Annotated in this window: 1 protein-coding gene (running past one end of the window); it reads left to right on the forward strand. The window is 75.3% G+C overall.

The features are described from left to right. Positions 1–19,897 carry the 3' portion of a scabin-related ADP-ribosyltransferase gene (locus Sdagh_RS04290; RefSeq protein ID WP_190077980.1) on the forward strand. It extends 38,936 nt beyond the left edge of the window, so the window shows 19,897 of its 58,833 coding nt (coding positions 38,937–58,833); its start codon lies off the left edge, out of view; it ends in the stop codon at positions 19,895–19,897. Positions 19,898–19,942: the final 45 nt, after the last annotated feature.

A 19,942-nucleotide genomic window follows, 5' to 3' on the forward strand; every position in this document is an offset into this window, starting at 1 on the left:
GGACCTCGGGGTGGGGCTGACGACGATCACCGGCGACGGCGGGGAGAGCGGCGCCTCGCTCACCTTCGGCGTCAACGCCACCGGCCTGGTCGCCCCGGGGCTCGCGCCGCACGGCGGCCACCACACCGAGGTCAAGGGACTGGCCCCGCTGTTCACCGTCACGGCCGGTACGTCCCGTGGCTGGCACCACCGCCTCACCTCGCAGCCGCTGACCCACGTCATCCTCAACACCACGGAGCCGCAGGCCCGTTACGAGGCGGTCCTCGGTTTCGACATCACCTGGACGTCCTCCACCCACCAGGACCTGCAAGCCCCGGCCCCCGCCGTGCGGGTCGACGCCGAGCTGGGGGTGCCGTGGCGCGACGGACGGGGCGCCGCCGAGTTCGAGGAGCGCGTGCTGGGCGCGGTCCGCACGCCGTACGTGGCCGACGCTCTCGCCGCGCCACGGGCGCTGTCCGCGCCGGTCGACGCCCAGCCGCACGTGCGGGCGCTGCTACGGCTCGCCGACGTCCGCCCCGCTGCCCGCCCGGGCCGCCCGGACCGGCTGCTCGGCCCGGACCACCGGCCCGTGCGCCATCCCCGTGAGCCCCTGGCCCTGGCCAGCCGCCGCGGTCTGGGCCACGCCGTCGCCGCCGCGCTGCCTGGCGCGGAGCTGGTGGAGGACGGCTTCCGGGCGCGGCTCGCCGAACTCGCCCGGCAGGGCCGCCTGGGCCGGATCGACTGGGCCACGGTGGACCGCCAGCTCGCCGTGCACCTCGGCCGCCCCGCCCTGGAGGGCGACCTGACCAACGTCCTCGCGGGCGTCGGCCACACCCTGCGGGCCGGCGGGCGCGAGGTGACCCTCACGGTCCGCGCGCACCTGCTCGACTCGCTGCGCGTCACCTCGTACCCGATGGTCTTCAACACCCGGGCGGCCGTCGGCCAGTCGGTGACCGGTGGGACCGACAGCCGGTGGACACTCCAGGCGGGTGCCGGAGGCGCCGTCCGCGTCGGGCTGGGCGGCGTGTTCCGCCTCCAGCTGGGCGGCCTGCGCCTGCTGGGCCGCCTCACCGGCGGTTCGGGCGAGCACTTCACCAAAGTGGCCAAGACCTACCGGCGTATGGAGACCACCGGTGACGTCGACGAGCACGTCCTCGACGTCGCCTACGAGTTGTCCCTGGGGATCGGGCAGGAGACGCCGGACACCTGGTGGCTGGAGCGGCCCGGGGACCTGGTCGCCCAGATCGTCGTCCCGCACGAGCACGCCCCCGCCACCCCTGTCCCCGAGGAGCAGGCGCTGGCCGCGGGCACCCTGCGCCGGGCGATGCGCGCCTGGCCGGCCGGCGTGGAGATGCTCGACCTCTCCTCGGGTGCCTTCGGCCTGTACCCGTCGTTCCTGGTGATGCCCGCCCTCCGGCAGACGCTCGCCGGCATGTACGCGCGGCTCCATCGCGGCGCCCCGCTGCCGCGCGAGATCGCGGCGATGACCGGCCCGCAGTCGCTGGCCGCCTACTTCGACCAGCTCACCGGCGAGCGGGGCCGGGCGGCCGACTTCCCGGCTGCCGACGGCTCGTACACCACGGTGCGGCTGCGGCTGCGCCTCTACGCGCCCAGGAAACTCGCGTCCGCCGAGGGCGAGACCGAGATCGAGCAGTACTCCCAGGGCGCCGAGCGCCACGCCATGCCGCGGGAGGCCGGTCACGCCGTCGAGGTCCAGGCCGCCGCCGGACCGCAGTTCCGGTTCGGTTCGGACTCCGGCGCCGACGCCGAGGTCACGGACGGCGACGAGTCCGGCGGGGTCACCGGCCACCACGGCGGCGGCCCCGGTGGCCGGGTGACCGCGATGGCGCAGGGCACCGCACGGTTGCACTGGGCCAGCTCCCGTGAGCACGAGGAGGGATTCATCGACGTCACCCGTGCCACCTACGCGGGAAAGCCCGACACCTATCGCGTCGACCCCGTCTTCGAGGTCTCCGTCAGCAGGACCAAGGGCGGCCGGACCGTCGAGGAAGCACCTCGCTACCTGCGCTTCGCCGACGCCGTGGACCTGCTGGTGCCCCAGGGCCGGGTGGCCGACGTCCGGCCGCCGCGCGCGGTGACCGGACAGGACGAGCGGGCAGCGGTCGCGGCGGCCCCCGTCGCCCGCGGCTACCTCGTCGACGGCCTGCTGCCGCGCACCGCCGCCCACCCCGAACTGCTGCGCGCCGACGGGGTGCTCGACGCGGTCGTCGAACGCCTGGAGGCACGCGGGGTGCTGCGCCCCCGCTCCGGCGACGGGGCCGGTCCCGCCGATCCGCTGCGCAGGTCGCTGGAGGCCGTGTTCGGCTCCCACGCGCTCGTCGCCCGCCTCGGCAGTCTGCTCGGCGGCGGCGTGTGGGCCTGGTTCCCGGTCAAGGGTTTCGCCGGTGCCACGACCCACCTGTGGGTGAACGTCTCGGTGGAGCGGGTCGAACCGGCCCGAGCCCACCGGCCCCGCCCCGAGGTGAAGCTCACGCTGCGCGGCGAGAGCCTGGAGGAGCACAAGACCACCTGGAAACGGGGCGGCACCGCCGGCGGCGGAGGGGTTCTCACCGCGCGCGGTGGGGAGCACGACTCCGAGAGCGGCCGGCAGGGGCACGCGGGCGTCGACCACGCGGCGGGGTACCTCGCCACCCGGGTCTCGGCGGGGACGGAGCTGGAGAAGAAGGTCGCCATCATCCGGGCGAACACCCGCGATGGTTCGCACGCCTTCGAACACGAGCTGGCGTTCCGCGTCGAGCTGGGCACCACCCGCGAACTGCCGCAGGCCGCGGCCGCTCTCGCGCGGGGCGTCGACCTGCTGGCCGGCGCGGTCGCCCGCGCCGCGGACCGGGGCGACGAGTGGGACCGCTTCCGGCAGGCGCACCGGCTCTGGACCTGGTACGACGACGGCGGCGACCGTCTGGTCCCCGGCAGCGTCCGGCTCCTGGTCCCCGACCACCTCACGACACCGGCCCGCCCGGGGGAGCCGCTGCCCGCGCCGTTGCGGCGGACGTACGGCGAGAACCCGCGCTGGGCCCTGGCACGGCCGGCCACCGCCACGCGGGCCGGGGCGCTCCCCGACGCGCTGCTGCAGAACCTCCACCCGTGGGACGTGTTCGCGGCCGACGCGGTCCACCGCTGGGCCAGGGTGGCGGCACTGCGGTCCTCCCGCACCCCCGACCTGGACGCCGAATTCGCCCGACGGCCCGACTTCATGTCCACGCAGGGTCTGCGCTACGCCCACGAGACCAGCGCCGGCTCGATCCGCCCCCGCCTGGTGGAGGTGCTGCGGCACCAGTACGAGGTCATGGCCGGCGGCCGGACGGTGCGGGTCGGTTTCGAGCTGACCGGGGCGCGGACGCTGGGCCCGGCCGAGGGCGTGCGGTTCAAGGCCCGCCGGTACCAGCAGGACGACGAGGACCACGAGCACACCGAGCAGAGGGTGAGGGGTTTCCACCACGGCGGTGGCGCGGACGCGGGCGGCGGTGAGGAGGGCTACGCCGTGCTGGGCCGGACGCCCTACGAGGCCGGCGTCGTCGACGAGGAGAAACTGGTCTCCGCGGCCGCGGAGACCGACGAGCACAACAAGGAGGGCGTCCGCAGCTTCCGCCTTTACCGCTTCGACGTCACCGTCGTCATGGAAGCGGTCGACGGTCCGCCCAGGAGGCTGGAGGTGGACGTCCCCGGCGGTCTGACCGGCATGCTCCCGCTGAAGGACGGCGAGCTGGCCGACGGCCTGGAGAATCTGCTTCCCCACCTGTTCGCTCCCGCCTCCGCCTCCGCTTCGGCCGCGGGGCCCGGCCCGGCGGCTGCGGCCTCCGCGGTGGCCGAATCCCCCGTAGCGACCGTAGCGACCGTAGCGACCGAGGCACCCACCGCGGCCGCAACCCCTGCGGCGGCCGAGACCCCCGCCCCGGCCACGGCGGCGGCGACGGCCGTGGCGGAGCCGGGCGACGGACAGGCGGAGCCGGTCACGGAGACGCGGGCACAGGCGCCGGCGGGTACCACGTCGTCCGCCTCCGTCGCCCCCGTCGGTTCCGGGGGCGTGGAGCGGTCCGCGTCGAGGGGACGGTTCGCGTCCGCCGGACGGCTGCCGTCCATCGCGGAGGAGGACGATCCGGCTGAGCCCGCCGGCGCGCCGGGCGAGACCGAGGGGCGGCCGGACACGCCGGTGACGGAGGCCGTGCTCGTGGAGGAACTCCTCTCGCGGTCGCGCACGGCCTGGCACGGGGACCGGCCGGTCGCGGTGTGGCTGCCGGAGGCCGACGCCCCGGCCACGGCGATGGGCCTCGACCGGGCGACCCTGGAGCGGCTGCCGGACCTGCTGCCGGAGAACTCCGTCCTGGTCCTGGGCGAGCCCCGCGAGGGCGGCCTCGCCGTCGGCGGGCGGCCGGTGAGCACCGGCGGGCTCGCCGCCCTGCTGTCCGCGGCGGCGCGCGGGTACGTCCCCGTGCTGGCCGCGCCGGGAGCCGACCGGTTCGCGGTGCCGCTCGCCGAAGCCCTGGGACTGCCGGTCGTCGCCACCGCCGGCGGCGTCCGCCTGGACCCGGCCCAAGGCACCCTGCACGAGGCACCGGAAGTACCGGCACAAGCGCAGTCACCGGACGTGGCGCAGGCCCCGGAGGCGGCGGCGGGAGCACCGTCACCGGAGGCGGCGCGGGCACCGGAGGCGGCGCGGGCGGCCGGACGGCCCGGCGGCGGCTTCCGGCTCTTCGACGCCGGCCACCCCGAGGGCGCACCGCTGTTCCAGGAGCGGCGCACCGAGCCGTGGACCCGGGACGAGGCCGCCGACGCCGCGACCGACGGCGACCCGGTGCGGCGGGCCCCGTACGAGGCCGGGGCGGTGTTCGGCGACCCGGTCGAGGTGCACCCCGCGGCGCGGTCGATCGGAATTCCCCGGGGCGGGCTGCCGGGCGTGCCCGAGGTGATCCGCCGGCTGCGGGAGCTGGCCGGGGCGGCCGGACAGCGGATCACGGAGGACGAGTGGAACCGCCTTCCCCAGCGCCTTGACTACCCCTCCATGCTGCCGGCGGCGAGCGGGTCGGCCGACGGCCTGCTCCTCACCCTGGGCGGGGCCGAGGTGCTGATCACGCTCGACCCGCACGACCCCAGGGAGGTGCGGTTCCCGGCCGCCGCGTACGACGGGGCGCCGGCCGCGCGGGCCGCTGCCGTCGAAGCCGAGCGGCCGGCGGCCCCCGCGCCCGGCGCCGCGGCACCCGCCCCGGCCGCCGAGATGACCTCGGTCGGTGCCGGACCCCAGGGTCTGGTGCCCGAGCGCGACCCGGCGGCGCGGGGCTTCCGCGTCGTCGGGGGGATGAACGCCTCCTTCGCGACCGGGGCGCACGTGCAGACCCACGCGGGGCCCACGAGCGCCACGCGCGGCGCGGTGTCACTGTCGTACGGCATCGGCCTCACCCCCGGTGTGCTCCAGGCCGCCAGGGTCGGCGCGGGCCTGTCGGGCACGGCCAACGCGTCGGCCCGGTCCACCAACCGCGTCGGCGACGTCGAGAGCGGCCAGGTCGAGGTGTCCACGGACACGGCGACGGTGATCGCCTACCGGCCGGGCTGGTCGGTGCGGCTGCGTACCGACACCGCGCGCGGCTGGGACGGCATCGACCCCGCCCCGGTGGAGCCCGAGGACGGCGGGCGCCTGCTGCTCGCCCTGCCCGACCACTACCTCGGCCGGACGCCGTCCCAGGTCACCGCGGTGGGCACCGAGGGGCGCGAGCACCGGCTGCCGGCGGTGTACCACGCGTCCGGCCTGACCGGTCTGCCCGCGCTGTTCGACCGGACGGCTGCCGCGCTGGAGGCGCGGGGACTGAGCCTGCCGATCGGCAGTGCCCCCCGCCGGGAGCTGCTGCACAAGCTGCGCTCCCTTCCGTCCCGCCTGCACGAGACGGTCGGGACCGGGCGGGGCCACCGGTTCGTGATCCACGACAGGCACGGCAGGCCGCTCGCCACCGTCGAGGTGCACACCGTACGGGCCTCCCGCGGCGAGCGGGTCGGCGTGACCAGTGACAAGGCCCACCTGGAGCGGGTGCGGACCGCGATCGACGGCACCGGAGGCAGCCATACGATCGGCAACTCCAGCTCGCTCACCCTGCCGTCGGCCGAGCTGAACATGCTGCCGGTGCCGTCCGCGAGTCCCGCCCCGGGGGCCGGCGTCTCCGCCTCGCTCTCGCTGGCCTGGACCAACTCCGACGGCGTCTCCGCCGGCCGGACCGGTCTGTGGGTCCTGGTCTCCCGCGAGGTGGGTCACACCGCCGCCTACCGGGTGGAACTCACGCACAGCGCCGTGGTGGCGGTGCGCGGCGGTGTGCCGGTCAGGACACCGGGGGTGCCCGGCCAGGCGCTGGTACGGCTGCCCGAGCCGGACGCCTTCGCGTACGGCTTCCCCGTGGACGAGGAGGCACTGCGGGGCACCGTCGTCGTCGAGACCGGCCCGGCGGACCGCACGGGCGGCGACCGGGAGGACGCTCCGACCGTCGGGCGCGCCGAGACGGCCGAGGTGCCCGAGACGGTGGGGACATCCGAGACCGACCAGGTGTTCGAGGCGGATGAGACGCCCGGGACCGACGAGACCGCCGAGACCTCCGGCACGTCCCGCGAGGAGACCGCGCCGAGCCCCCGTACGGCCGGCGAAGGGCCGTGGATCACCGAACTCGACACGGTCACCGATCCCGGCGAGCTGGCGGCCCTCGCGCGGCGCGGCGAGCCGGTCCTCGCCTCCTCCGTCACCGAGGTGCCCGAGGAGGCCGCGACGAACGGTGCCGACCCCGTGGTGATCGTCCGGGAGGGGCCGCTGGGGCGCACCGTGGACCACGCGCCCGGCCTGCTGCGGGGGACCGGACGCGACCCGGACGACCCCGGAAACATGGACGTGCCCGCCTTCGTCACCGAGGGGCGCGGCATCGGCACGGGCCTGGTCGACGTGGCCGAGGAGACGGCGAGCACGCTCCACCGGGAGGTGGCGCGGCAGCTGACCCGGCTGGGCTTCCTGCCCGAGGACCACAGTGCGCCGCTGGCGGGCGGTGGCCGCCTGTCGGACGCGAACGTGGTGGACAGCCGACTGAAGAACCTGGACATGCTGGACAAGTACCTCAGTGTGCGCGGTCTGGAGACGCTCTACGACGACCTGCGCAAGACGGGAGGGTTCAGCTTCACCCTGTACCGGCACGGCGGTGCCCTCTCGGCCGACCCGCTGGACGCCGCGGAGATCACGATCGAGGCCACGGCCTCCGAGAACGCGCCGCCTCGCTTCGCGGGATCGACCAGGAGGCTGCACCTCGTCAACCTGGCCATGGGCATGGACACCGCGGGCCAGTCCACCGGCGGCAGCAAGCGGATCACCGCGGGCGTCCGGGGCCGGGCCACGTTCAACCCGCTCAAGGCGGCCGGGACCGGCGTCGACCTGTACCGCCAGGTCGGTGCCGGCGAGAACGTCCTGCATCTCGACAACGCGCCCGAACTGCTCGAATACCATGGACGCCTGACCAAGGTCGGGCTGGTCAGCGACTACACCGTCACCGTGCGGCTGCGGCACGGTGGCGTGCGGGGCCGGCTGCGGCCCGGCGCACGCGACCCCGAGCCGGTCTCACTGCCCCGGCAGGAGGCACTGGCGTACCTGCTGCCGCTCCGCGACCCGGGCCGCTCCGCGGGCCCGGCCACGAAGCCCACCCCGCCCGCGGTGCTCGACCGGGCGGTGGTCCACTACGCCGACACGAGCGGACTGCGCGAGGCGGCCGGCGCGGTGCTCGGCGACCTGACCGGTCCGCAGGGCCACGCCGGCCCGGAACTGGCCTCCTTCACCGGCACCACCCTGGTGCGCGGGCACCTGAAGCAGATTCTCGGTGGGCACTTCACCACCGACCAGTTCTTCGCGCCCGGCTGGTTCGGTGACACCTTCGGCGCGGTCGACATACGGGGCACCATGGGGCCCTCCGTCTTCACGGGAGCCACCGAGGACCCGTTCGTGATGGGCGTCATCAGGTTCGGACTGAACCAGGTGAGCACCACCGACACCACCTCCCACGGCCTGCGGTGGGTGCAGGCCGACGTCACCGTCGGCGGCCCCGTGGACTCCGACGGCACCGGTTTCCTCCAGGGCCAGACGGACGCCGGCCGCGGCCTGCAGTGGAACACCTCCGCCGGCGAGACGCGCGCCGCCGCCCGCGAACTGATCCAGCTCGACTTCAACCGCGCCTACGCCTACCGCGCCCTCGTGGACTACACCGTCACCGGCCGCCGGGAGGAGCACGGCAAACTGCGGCCGCAGGCCGGGCGCTCGGCCCGGCGCGAGGTGAAGGGCCGCGAGGTCGTCTACCTGCTCTCCGAACCGGAGGCGCTCGCCCGGTACGCCGCGGGCGAGGTGCCGGTCCCCGACGCGACTCTCGCCGACGGGATGAACCGCTGGTACCACGGGGGTCTCCGGCTCAGCGGCAACGTCATCGCCGGTGTGCTGACCCGCTGGGCGGCGGAGGTGCCCGAGCCGGGCCCGCGCCCGCTGGACGAGGCCGGACAGGCGGTGGCGGACTCCCTGGACGCACTGGCCGCGGACCGCCGGGCCCTGGCCGAGGCGCTGGCGGACCTGCACCGCAACGGCGCTCTGCCCGTCCTGGACGCGCGCACCCGGGCCGACTTCGGCGACCGGTTCGCACTGGACCTCGCCGAGCCCGGCGACGCCTTCCCCGGCACCGGACTCCCCGAGTACCTCACCCGCCAGGACCCGGGCGGCAGGATCCTCGGCCACAGCGGGGTGCACGCCGTCAGCCACGACGACGGCCGGTCGACGTTCGACGTCGTGCGCGACCAGGTGGACCGGGCCGCACCGGGGCTGCTGGCCTCCCGTCCCGAGCTGTGGACCGGCGACGGGCGACGGATCGGCCGCCTGCAGGGCGGTGTCGACTCCCTCCAGGCGCTGCTGGCCGACGGCCGCGGCACGACCCTGTGGGAAGACTTCCTCTCGCCCGCCGGGCAGGCCTTCTACCTGGTCAACCCGATCGGCTGGCTGCTGTCGGACGTGGTGGAGATCAGACTCTCCGCCGTACTGGAGTCGGCGCCCGAGATCCACGACTTCCGGCCCGACACGGGTCTGGAGAGTTACACCCACGCCGCCTCGGCCACCGCCGTCGGCGCCTCCCGGGACTTCTCCCAGACGCTCACGCCCGGCAGGCTCGGCGGCGGTGACGCGAGCGCCTCCGGCCAGGTGGGGACCGGCCTCGGCGAGGGCCGCCACCGGGGTGCCACCCGGACCGACACGGACACCGACATCCGGACCGCCTACGACTGGAACGGCACCTACCTGGCCCGGGTCCGCTACACCCTCACCGTCGAGGTCCGCCGCCTGGACATGGCGGGCCGGCCGCTGAACAACTGGCTGGCCGGGCTGTACCGCGGTCTGGACGCCGCCCGCTCCACCACCGCCGTCACCCGTCTCACCGGCGTACTGGACCTCCAGATCCCGCGCGGCATCGGGGAGTTCCGTCCCCAGTACGGTCCGTCCGCCCCGCGCGACCCCCGGCCGCTGCCCGCCCTGCCGAGCGACGCCTACGTGGCCGGCGCCCTCCTGGACGACGGACTGCCGGCCGCCCTCACCCTGATGACCCGGCTGTTCGGTCCCGGCGCGGACGGCGTGAGGACCCGCACCAGCCTGACGATCCGTCAGCTGATGAGCCGGGGTCATCTGGCCGGCCACGTCCTGAAGGCCTCGGCGGGACAGCGCCACCTGCTGACCCCCGGGTTGTTCGTCCCCGGCCACAGCGCGACCCGGGCCAAGCTGTACCTGCGGGGCGACCTGTACGACCTGGAGGTCCTCGGTCCGATCCAGGGCACCGGGACCGGCCGCTACACCAAGCACCTGGACGGCAGCACGGTCAGCGCCAGCCACGATCGGCTGCGGCCCTCCGCCTCCGTGGGCGCCTCCGGCTCCGGGGTCCTCCACCCGCACGACCCGGCGCAGTCGTCGGACGGCCGCGCCTTCCCGCCGTACACCGCGGGGGGTGATACGAGCGCGTCGCGGTACACCGGCAACGGAGTGGCCGACGCGGGCAGCGAGAACCACCGGCGCGAACAGCACGTCAAACAGCAGGGCCCGGTCCTGCTGGTACGGGTGCGGGGGCGCTACCGGCTGGAGGCGGAGCCGTATGTCCGCAAGCTCATCGGGCCGGTCACCCGGCGCGCGACGCGGTACAGCGAGCCGTTCACCGGTGACGTCTACCTGGAGCTGTTCCAGGCCGAGGCGGACGAGCTGCGGGCCCGGCTCGCGGCGGCGCCCGCACCGGCCGGCCGGCCGGACCGCGGCCGGGAGACTTTCGACGGCGCGCCCTCCTTCGACCTGGCCGCCCTGATGGCGGAGGCAGCCGAGGGGCCCGGTGTCACCACCGCCCGGCTGCACCAGGAGCTGGCCCGCCGCCTGCGAGCCGGGGCGGGCGGCCGCCCGGACGCGCTGGTGCTCCGCCTGGACCGCGCGGCGCTGGTCCGGTGGGCCCATCAGGCCGTACTGGGCTGGGCGGTGGACACGCTGAACACCGACCTGGCCGAGGCCCGGTCCGCCGATCCGGGCCTCCCGGCGCCCGACAGCCTGGCACGGTACGAGGCGCGCCTCGCGGCCGGGCCGTCCCCCGCCGCCGCGGACGAGCAAGCCGTCCACGAGGTCGTCCGCGAGGTCAACCGCGTCCACGACGAGCTGCTCGCCGCCGGGTCCCGGCACCCGGCCGGCCCGGTCGCGCTCCCGGCGGCCGTCTCCTTCATGACCCTGTCGGCCGATCACCTGGTCCGCGACGTCGCCCGCGAACTCCAGGCGTACGTCCGTGCCGACGTCACCGGCGACGACGGCACGGCCCACAGCCTCTGGTCGGACCCCTCCGGGCAGATCCACGCCGCCGGCCCGGACGCCCACACGGACGCGGCGGGCACGCGGGCGGCCGTGGCGGAGGACGAGTCGGACGCACCGGCGCAGTCCGCGCCCGGGCCCACACCCGCTCCCGGGACGGAACGCGCGCGCGTGGACGTGGCCCTCCGCCGCTGGACCGGCTCCGGACCCGAGGCGGTGGCCGCCTTGGAGCGCACCCTGCTCGCCGCCGGCTCCGGCGCCCGCTCGCTGGTGCTGCCCGAGGGCTTCGCGGACGGGCCCGGACAACCGCTGTACGCGGTCGTCCTGCGGGGTGCCGTCCGCTGGTACGACGCCGCCGGCCGGACGCCACTGGCGCAGCCGCCGGACATGGTGGGAACCGTCCGTTCCCTCGACCTCGACGCGCGCGGAACGCTCCTCCACGAGCAGCCGGCACTGTCGGCCCTGGGCGAGACGGCCCACCACTTCCCGGCGCTCGCCCTCGGCGTGAACCTGCTGGAGGCCGTGGAGTCCGACGGACGGGCCGACCGGGAATCCGGGGCCGACGGGAAAACCGGGGCTGACCGGGAAACCGCGCCCCGGAGCTGGTCCGAGGAGCTCGACGCCGACGCGGCCGGGTTCCGGCCCGATCCGCGGTCGCACCCCGCGGACTTCCCGCGCACCCGCCAGGAGGCGTGGACGCGCTACCTGGCCTCCCACCAGCGGGCCGCCGAGGTCCGCGCGCGGCTGCGGACGGCCCCCGGCGTCCCCGCGTACGGGACCACCGCGGCCGGTTCCGAGGCGGCCACCCGGCAGGCCGTCGCACGGGCCGCGGCGAAGCTGCGGCAGTCCCTGGACGCGGCGGCCCTGAGGTCCTGGGGCCACACCGACCCCGAGGGACTCGTGCACCGGTTCCTGGAGCGGCGGGAGCGCGAGGAGGCGACGACCGCCGGACTCCGGCCCGGTACGACGCTGGCGACGGTCGCGGAGGAGACCGAACCGGACACGGACACGGGAAGGGCAACGGGAACGGCCCCGCACGACGGCGCCGAGTCCTCCGCCACCCTGCCCGGCGAGCGGACGAACGACGCGACGGGCGGTGCCGGGGCGCGGGAGGCCACCGCGGACGCCCACGGGGTCCCGGAGGACGCCCTGGCCGGACCGGCCACCTGGTTCGCCTTCGCCGAGGGGCAGAAGCGGCTGGGGGAGGAGGAGTCCCGCCGGCTCGACCACCTCGCCGCTCGGGTGGCCCGCGTCGGACGGTGGAACCACGAGCACGGCCTGCCGCTGCCGTCCGTCGACATCTCGGTCGGCGGCAACGGCAGCCGAGAGTTCCTCGCGCCCCTGCCCGGCGTGACGGACCGGGCCCGACGGACCGGCCAGGCCCGCCTGGACTGGCTGGTGACGCGCTTCCGCGAGCGGCTGGAAGCCGCTCTGGACGCCATGGCTGGCGGACGGGAGGCCGCCGCCGGACCGTCGGCGGACGACTTCACCATCCGGTCCCGCAACCGGGGGCGTGCCCTGCCGGGCACCGAGTCGTCCCCCGAACTGCGCCGGCGCGCCGTGTTCGCCGTCGACCCGCGTCCAGGACGGCCCGACGCCCCGCTCCCGGCCTCGTCATCGACGGACCACGGCGCCGTGCCCACCACCACGGCCGCGGCCGTGGCTCCCCGCCCCCCGCTCGGCGCCTTCGGCGCGCCCGGGTCCACCGGCGCCACCGAACCGACGCCGGCCGGGGCGGACCGGCCCTCCCTCGCCCCCGACCCGGCACAACTCGACGACCTGTACGGCCCGGCCGTGGGCCCCAAGAGGGTCAAGGACGCGGAGCGCTACCCGGGTGAGCGGGGCACCGTGCGTCCCAATCCGCTGCTGGCGGACCTCGACGAGATCCCGCCGGCGCTGCTGACCGGCGACCGGGGGGCAGTGTGGCTGTATGTGGTCACCGAGGACGGCGGGGTCGCGCTGGGCAGCGAGAACGTCACGAGGTCGATGGGCGAGGAGGAGTTCGGCCTCCTGCTGGAGGGCGTACGGCGCACCGAACCCGGCATGGAGGAGGAGCGGCTGCGCGCCCTCCTGGACGGACTCGGCCACACCGGGATCGCCGTCCGTTTCGGCCCCGACGGCGACACCTTCGCCGGCCGCGGGCGTATCGCGGGTGAGTTCGCCTGGAACGATGTGCTGGGAGCCTGGACGGTCAACGACAAGTCCGGCCGTTACATGAGCGACAAGGTGCGTCCGGGGCTGACCGCCGAGAAGAGCGCCGAGTGGCTGGCCAACGTGGCGCGCCGGTTCGGCGCCCGGCTGGGCGTCAGGGTCGAACCCGTGCTGTTCAAGGAGCGAGCGGCGACAGCCGCCGTCCCGGGCGAGAAGCAGTCTCCGGAGCCCGCCCCCGCGGACGCGGTGCCGGCCGCGCCGGAGACCTCCGCGCCCGTGCCCGCCATGCCGGAGACCTCCGCGCCCGTGCCCGCCATGCCGGAGACCTCCGGGCCCGTGCCCGCGGCGCCCCAGCGCACCGCCGTCCAGCCGCCGTTCAGCACCGCCGTGGCGACCCTCGGCACTGCCCGGGACGGTACGCAGGGCATGGTCCACATCGAACCGCTGCCCGAGGAGACCGTCGGCTGGCTCCAGGAACAGGTCTTCCGGCTGGTCGAGGGCGACCACGGGCCGGACGAGCGCCTCCGTGCCGCCGTGCGCGCCACCCTCACCTCCTCCTTCCTCAGCGGCGAGTGGGCGCGGCTGCTCAGCGAGCGGGGCCTGCCCCTGCGCGTGCCCTACCGGGACGACACCCGCTGGGCGGTCCTCCGGTTCGCCCTGTCCGACCCGCGCTCCGTCTCCCCGGGCATCGAGCGGATGCCGGAGGGCCCGCCGGTCGCCGTACAGCGGTGGGTGTTCGGCGTCAGCGAGACCGGGAGCACGGGCAGCACCGGCAACCTGCGCACGGGAAGCCTGGCCCACGGGCACACCTGGCGGATCCCGGACGCCGGCTGGCTGAGGCAGGTGACGGTCAGCCCGAGCCTCGGCGTCACCGTCAACCAGCGGACCGCGTCGCTCACAACCGGTGTCACCGACCAGCCGATGCTCCTGCTGCGCAACCGCGAACCCCATGAGCGGTTCGCGTACGACATCCACGCGCAGCTACGGGTCACCCGCACGGCCTGGGAGGCGCTCACCACCCTCCCGGCCGCCGGCCGGCCCCGCAGCGCCGGGACCGACGGCCCGTGGCACACGCCCGGCACCCCCGCGCCCGGCGCACTGACCGCGTGGTTCCCCCGCCACCTCGTCGAGGACGAGGCCGACCCCGCCACTCTGACCGGTACGGACGCCGCCAAGCGCCCCGCGCCGATGGAGACCCTGCTGGAGCATGTGCCGCTGTTCGCGGTGGAGAGCGTGCCGCACGCCGACCGGTTCCTCGCCGACGTGCTGCACGCCTTCGCGCGCGAACTGGCGGACATCTCCGAGTCCTCCCTGGACGAGCTGCGCCACTTCCTCGGCGAGGGCAACCTGCGCGGCAACCTGCCCCTGATGTACGGCGGCCGGCACACCTCGCCCACCCTGTTCGCCCGTGACGGCTCCGTCATCGGCATGCTGCGCCTGAGCAGCGAGCTGACGCAGCGCACCGGTCCCGACGCCCTCGCCGGGCCGCCCACCCGCAACTCCGTGCTGGAGTCGCACGTGCTGCGCTCGGTGCGGCTGGCCGGCAGCGCGGCCGCCACCAACGCGGCCGGCGCCGGCTTCGGCATCGGACTCGGCTTCGCGGCGGGCCCGGCCGACCCGGTCACCGGCGCCGGGCGGATCGGCTTCACCCTGACCGGTCAGGTAGGCGTCCAGCGGCAGATCACTCACACCCTCGGCTCGGGCGGCAGCGCCAGGACGTCGCACTCGCTGCGGACCGGAAAACCGCTGCTGCTGGTGCGTGCGGACGCCGTCCACCACGTCACCCTGGTGCGCCCCGACGGCCCGGAGCGCGGCCCGGCCTCGGGGACCCGGCTCGCCGAGGCCCCCGCGTACCCGCTGATCCTGCGGGTGCCGTCCGAGGCCACCGTCACGGGCGTCCCGGCGGAGGCCCGCGAGGCCGTCCGCCATCTGCCGCCGGAGGTCCTGCACCTGCGCTCTCCGGGGGTGTTGTCCACCCCGCTGAACGTCGAGGGGACCCGGCCGCTCGTCGACGACCTCGAGGGGTGGCTGGAGGAGCACGGCTTCCTGCCGCCGCGGCGGGAACGGACCGCCTCCTGGCCGCGGAGGCCGGCGGAGAACGCCCTGCACCTGGCGCGGCTGAACAACGTACGCAAGGTGGAACAGCTCCGCTCCGACCTGGAACTGCGCGCCGCCCTCGACGAGATGGCCGACGGCGGTCAGACGGTCCACTTCGAGGTGCCCGGCGTCTCGGGTCCCCGTCGCCTCGCCTTCCGGATCACCGCGGAGCGCCGTTACCCGACGGACGAGCCGGACGGCGGGGTCACCCACGAGCGTGACCTGACCGACGTCCAGCTGCTCAACTACAGCGGCTCGACCGTCCCCGGCGACGAGCAGGTCACTCGCGTCCCCGTGGCCTACATCGGCACCGCGCGGATCTCGCTGGACAACCCGCTCGACCGGCCCGGCGACACGGTGCTGCGGGGCGTCGTCCCCGAGTACACCCACGTCCGCCAGACCTCGACCGTGACCGGCTCCAGCACGGGAAGCGGCCACGAGTACTACGCCATGGCCCCCGGCACGCAGGTGTACCGGATTCCCGTCACCTACCGGACGTGGTCGTCCTACAGCGACGGAACGGCCCCGGCGCGGAGCACGGCAGACGGACACGTGACCCTGGCGCTGCCCACCTTCCGGACCCTCGACCGGCCGGCCCCCGCACAGCCGCCGGCTGTGCCGAGGCCGCGCCCGCTCACCGCCGCGGACACCGACGGACCGGCCGGCGCGGTGCGGCTTCCCGCGACGGCCTGGGTGGCCCGGGTCGCGGGCAGTGGCGCGGTGCGCGAGGCGGTGCGGCAGCAGTTCGCCGCGCTCGACCACGCCCTGTTCGCGGCGGGGGACGGCGGGGGGACCGGACCGGTCGGGGCAGCGCCCGCTCCCTCGGTGGCGGTGACCGACGAGGAGGCCGGGACGCCGCGCATGCCGGGGCACTGGCCCGCGACGGCGCCGCTGCCGTCGGCCGCCCGTGCCGCGGCCCGTGCCGCGGCACGGGCGGCCGCCCAGGCCGCCGACGCCTCGCGGCGCGCCGGACGGGAAGCCGGGCGGCTCACCACCGGGGAGCGCCTCCTCGACGCCCACGGAATCGCCCAGGAGGCCGTGGACGCGGGCCTGTCCCCGCACCACCTGACCGGCCACGCCCACCGGATCTTCAACGACTCGTACGTGGTGGAACTCCACGGAGTCGGTACCTCCGGCGCCGTCTCCGGCACCCACGTCGTGATCGAGGTAGAGGGCCGCCTGAGCGACGTGCGGCCGCTGCCGCGCCCCGGGGAGATCGACTACGAGCGGTGGGTGCAGTCCGTCGACGGCGCCGCGCACACCGAGAACTCCGCCCGAGGCGACACCTACGGCCTCGCCGTGGAGGGCACGTACGGGCCGACCACTCCGAGCGGCCGCTACACACGCCGGCACACCGTCACCGACGGCTCCACGGTGCACGACAACTCCGGGATCTTCCGGGTGACCAGCGAGAACGACGTGCCCGCCCACCGCTTCGCCGCCACGGCGACCTACCGGATCACCGTACGGGCGGGCCGGAACAACCTGGCCGCCGCGACGTTGGCCGGCGGACCCCGGTACGAGGACGCCCGCATCGTCGAGGTGCCCGACGGCGTGGAGTTCCTGCTCTCCGACAACGACCTGGTCAACCACCCGGAGTTCAGGCTCGGCGACGTGCCCGCGCCACCCGCGCCCGGCCCGTCGGACCGGCCGCTGCCCTCCTGGTTCGTCCGGAGCGGCGGACAGATCGGCTTCGGGGCCGTCACCGAGGCGCACCCCGTGGGCGGACGGTCCGCGTTCGAGAACACCGTCCGCAGTCTGGTCGAGCGGGTCGCCCCGGGAGCGACCGTCCCCGGCACCACCGGCTACGTGCCCGGCGTCCTGGCCCGCATCAACGAGCACGGGACCTCGCTCGGCCTGCGGACCCTCGTCGGCGCGGGCCCCGACGGGCACACGGCCTTCCACTTCGTGTACGGCTCCTGGCTGGGCCCGGTCCTGGTGGAGGTCGCGCTGCGTGCCCGGCCCGCAGAGGACCTGGCGTCCGCCCGTGGCCGGCTCGCCGTCGGCAAACCCGGCCTGGACAACATCCTCGGCCACACCAGCGGCGACGGCGGCGCGCTGCCCGTCCCCGGTACCACCCGCCGGACGCACACCACCGCGGCCGCCGACACGCTGGAGTTCTCGCCGCTGGTCCACGACGAGGGCCACGGCGTGCGGGCCACCCTGGCGGCCGCACGGCAGACCGGCGCCACCGGGACGGCCACGTCGACGCGTGAACGGCGGGCCTGGGAGCGCAGCATGCTGAGCGTCACGGAGGCCGACCTCCGCTACCGCTACGAAGCGACGGTCACCTCCCGGATGCTGGACGAGGCATGGCTGCCCGGCATGGCATGGCGTCTGACGGCCTCGCTGGGCCGGCTCACCGGCCTGACCGGCCTGGCTGCCTCGGCGTACGGACGGCTCATCGGCCCCCTGGAGAACCTGACCGGACCGCTGCCCCGTCCCTTCCAGCAGGTGTCCGACGGCATCGACGCCCAGGTGGTCCTGCGCTTCAACGGCTCGGAGACCCCGGCGGCAGCGACGGCGCCGGCCGGGCGGACCGTACCGGTGGGGCAGACCGTGGAGCAGGCCCGCATCACTCCGGCCCTCTACACCGACGACCCCGCCCGTCCCCTCGTGGCGCGCCCCGGTGAGACCGTCATCGACATGCAGGTCCCCACCGCGCTGCGCGCACTCCTCGCCGACGGGCCCTGGCTTCCCGGTCTGCCCGTCGCGGTGTACGGCTTCGACGGACTGTCCGGGATCGACGAGGCGCTGCGGGCCGTCGACCCGGCGCTGGGCGACCGGCCCCAACTGCCCGCCCCGGCCTCGGTGGAGGGCATGCTCGTCCGGCTCACCGGGCCGGTCTCGACGGGCAGGCCCACCAGGCTGACCCCGGCCGCCACCGCGCCGTTCCTGGGACAGCCGGGCACCGCGGAGGTGTCGATCCAGGTGTCGCTGTACGCCCCGCGCACCCTGACGCACAGCGTCGACACCGCCATCGACCGGGTCGAGATCGCCACGGACGGTTCCTCCTCCCAGACGGACCAGACGACGTCCCCCTCCCTGGTCCTCGGCCACAGCGGCCCGCTCGACAGCGCCGACCGCCTCGGCCCCACGGTGCCGCTGCTGGGGGACCGCGCCGGCGCCGGGCAGACCCACACGTCCATGGCCCCGCGCCGCGAGATGCTGCGCTTCGGCACCCCGAAGGCGGGGGAGGCGCGAGGCGCGCGCAGTGACCTGGTCGAGGCGATCGCCGTGGCGCGGATCACCGGGCCGGGCGGCGCCACCCGATGGGCGACGGGCACCATCGTGCTGCGCGCGCTGGAGGCGCCGCCGACGGCGCGGGGCACGGAGCCACCGCTGCCCGGCTCTCCCGAAGCGGGAGAGCCGGCCACCGCGAACACCGCGAACGCCGCGCACTCTGAGGCATCCGGCGCCTCCGCGACGGCCGACTGGCAGCGCGCTTTCGCCAGTGCCCACAGGCGTCTCGGAAAGCTCACCGAGGAGCGTGCCCGGCACCTCCTCACCGAGGCGAGCGGCATCATGGCCGGCCGACACGAGCTGCCGTCCCTGACGGACGAATCCGCGCGTGAGCTGCTGGCGGACATCCGCACCGCGGTGGCACTGGAACTGCACGAGGGCTCCGAGGACAGCGCCCGACGACTCTCCGAGGCGGCCAGGCGGCACTTCGGCACCAGGCACGTGAATCCCGGACAGGTACCCGGAGGAGCGCGGAACGACGGATTCCTGCAGTGGATGCCTGGGGAGTCGTTCTCCGCCGCGGGGCCGAGCGGACAGGGGGTGAGCGGCGCGGACGACACCGAGGCGTCCGACTCCACGGACGAGGACCAAGAGTCGATCCTCGACGAGAGCTACATGAACCTCGCGCCCGGCCTGGCGCGGCATCTGGAGAGGAAGCGTCCGAGGAACTCTCCGGACAGCGGCGACCGGATCGCCCGGCTGCTGATGGGGCCGCGCGGCCTCGACGGCCGTCTCACCGGCTCGGCCGTCCAGGATTTCGTGGACCACAGGAGTGCGGTGTTCCGGAAGGTGGTCGACGAACTCCACGACACGGCGGGCGTCTTCGTGAAGGGCCTGTCGGACCAGGAACTCGCCGAGCGGCTGACCGATGGGCACTACCAGGAGTATCCGGAACTCACGCGCTATCTCCAGCGGGTGAACAGGCGGGTGCTCTGGGATCGCAACAACCGGGAGGAGGTGATCACCCGTTCTCAGCTCAGTGGTTCCGCGGTCGTCACCTTCCACCACGAACGGAACGACCCCCACGCCGCACAGCGGATCGCCGACGTCCTCACCGCGATGGAAACGATCCGTGCGGCCGGATACGCGCTGCCCGAGATGAACTTCCACCTTCCGCGCTACCGCCGGCGTCTCGACATCGGCCTGCGGTCGAACGGTGAGGTGCGCGTCAAGGAGACCGAGCTGCTTTTCGACACCGAAGCGGAGGCCTTCGAACCGAACCACGTGATCATCTCCCCCGATCTGCGGTTCGATCCGGCGACCGATGAGGTGTACGCCGTGTACGACCGGGTTCCGAACCGTGCCGTCGGCCTGGCGGTCCACGAGACCTTCCACGTCCTGCACTTCATGAACGACCCCGTCGGCTACATCGACCAGCACAGGACACGGTTCACCCAGCGCTCCGAGAAGCAGGCCCTCGCATCGGTCAGCGAGTACGCCGCCGAGGGCGGCCCGTTCGAGGCCATCGCCGAGTACGCCACCAGCCTCGTCCTCGGAACGCGCTACGACGGTCCGATCCAGCACCTGCTGGAGACCGTCCATCGCCGGCTGGGTGGGCCGCTGCCCACCGCGGGGGAGAGCGCCGGCACCCGGTAGGACGAGGGCCTCATCCGGCGCGACCGGCCGGGACGGAGCGTGCCG

It is taken from the genome of Streptomyces daghestanicus (assembly GCF_020521275.1).
In the GTDB taxonomy this organism is placed as follows: domain Bacteria; phylum Actinomycetota; class Actinomycetes; order Streptomycetales; family Streptomycetaceae; genus Streptomyces; species Streptomyces griseoviridis.